Origin of the sequence: Methanobrevibacter sp. 87.7, assembly GCF_002208625.1 — an archaeon.
Taxonomy (GTDB): Archaea; Methanobacteriota; Methanobacteria; order Methanobacteriales; family Methanobacteriaceae; genus Methanarmilla.
In genome coordinates, this window is sequence record NZ_MRCT01000241.1 from 1 (window position 1) to 1,754 (window position 1,754).

3 protein-coding genes are annotated in these 1,754 nt (G+C 21.5%); all 3 read left to right on the plus strand.

Features of this window, described 5'->3' with window-relative positions:
- The first annotated feature begins 66 nt into the window (after positions 1–66).
- The 3 genes from BGI41_RS07955 to BGI41_RS08345 all read left to right on the plus strand — a co-directional run bounded on the left by BGI41_RS07955 (position 67) and on the right by BGI41_RS08345 (position 1,416).
- Positions 67–600 (plus strand): nicotinamide-nucleotide adenylyltransferase, encoded by a 534-nt coding sequence (locus BGI41_RS07955; RefSeq protein ID WP_088540165.1) that lies wholly within the window; start codon positions 67–69, stop codon positions 598–600.
- A gap of 176 nt (positions 601–776) precedes the next feature.
- Positions 777–1,214: a molybdenum cofactor biosynthesis protein MoaE gene (locus tag BGI41_RS07960; protein WP_088540166.1), complete on the plus strand. Its 438-nt coding sequence runs from the start codon at positions 777–779 to the stop codon at positions 1,212–1,214.
- Between the two features lie 4 nt (positions 1,215–1,218).
- Positions 1,219–1,416 carry a hypothetical protein gene (locus BGI41_RS08345; RefSeq protein ID WP_143744820.1) on the plus strand — a complete coding sequence of 66 codons (198 nt, stop codon included), beginning with the start codon at positions 1,219–1,221 and terminating at the stop codon, positions 1,414–1,416.
- Positions 1,417–1,754: the final 338 nt, after the last annotated feature.

A 1,754-nucleotide genomic window follows, 5' to 3' on the forward strand; every position in this document is an offset into this window, starting at 1 on the left:
TTAATATTTGAAATTAGAAATATAAAATATAATATGATATAATAAGTAAGATTGAGGAATTTAAAAATGACAGTTAAAAGAGGTTTACTTATTGGTAGGATGCAACCAATCCATGAAGGGCATCTTCAAGTTATTTTAAAAATACTTGATGAGGTTGATGAGCTTATCATTGCTGTTGGTAGTGCTCAAAAATCACATACTTTAGATAATCCTTTCACTGCTGGTGAAAGAATATTAATGATTGGACAAACTTTAGCAGATGAAGGTGTTGATCCTTCTAAATATTATATTATTCCAATAGAAGATATTAATACTAATGCTATATGGGTATCTCATGTTAAAATGATGACACCACCATTTTCTGTAGTTTATTCAGGTAATCCTTTAGTACAAAGATTATTTTATGAAGAAAATTATGAAGTAGAAGCTCCTCCATTATTTAATAGAACTTTATTATCTGGAACTGAAATTAGAAAAAGAATGATTAATGGTGGAAATTGGGAAAAACTTGTATCTGATAAAACTATTGAGTTAATTAATGCATTTGATGGTATAAATAGAATTAGACATCTTTATAAAAAAGAGATTAGTGAATTATAATAATTAAATATTCATAGTTATTCTTAAGATTTAATATGATCTTATTAAATATTTATTTAGATTATTTTACTAAGTTAATTAGAATTTAATATTCATAGTAAAATTTTTAAATAAAAATATTTATATAACTATAGTTATATTATAATATAATAGATTATAAAATGGAGTGATTTTGTATGGTAGTACGTATAATTAAAAAAGATGATGATGTTGTAACTGCCGCAGATTTAATAGAAGATGTTAAAAAATCTAATAAAGTAGATGAAGCTGGAGCAATTTTTACTTTTGAAGGTATAGTAAGAGGTAAAGAACCTGGTAAAAAAGTTGATAAATTAATACTTAAAACTCCCGATATTGAAAAAGCAGAAAAAGAAATGAAAGAAATTGCTGAAGATGTTAAAACAAAATTTGGAGTTTTTGAAGTTAATATTATTCATTATATTGGTGAATTTTATACTGGTGATAGTCTTTTTATAGTTGCAATTCTTGGACCTCATAGACAAAAATCTTATGAAGCTTTAATTGATACTATTGAAAGGGTTAAATTTGATATTGATTTTGAAAAAGAAGAAATTTCAAATCAAGGATCTAAAACTATATTAGCAGGAGGATAAATCTATGGTGGGGTTTATAGCTGGATTAATAATAATAGCATTAATAATATTAGTATTGTATTTCCTTATTGAAAGTATTGCATTTTTGTTTAAAATTGCATTAATATTAGTAGTTTTATACTTATTATTCCACTTTTGCTCCATACTATTAGGTTATAACTTTTCAAGTTTAGTAGTAGTTGGATTATCTTCATTAATCTAATTCTATTATCTACTTTTTAGATTTTTTCTATTTTTTTTTATTAGTTTTTTAAATTTTATTTTTATTATTTTCTTAATTTCGTGTTTTTTAGTTTATTTTTTGTGTTTTTTTTTATTTTAATTTTTAATTAGAAACTATTCTAATTTATTTTATTTGTTATTAAAAATACATGTTTTCTTTTATTTTTAGTGTTAAAAACTTTTATAAATTATTTTTATTAAATTTTATATTTAAATAATATTTATAAATAAATTTATCTTATTAAATATTATTTAAAACTTATATCATGGTTTAATCTTTTTTTATTATTAAAAAACAGTATAATTTAATTATATTTT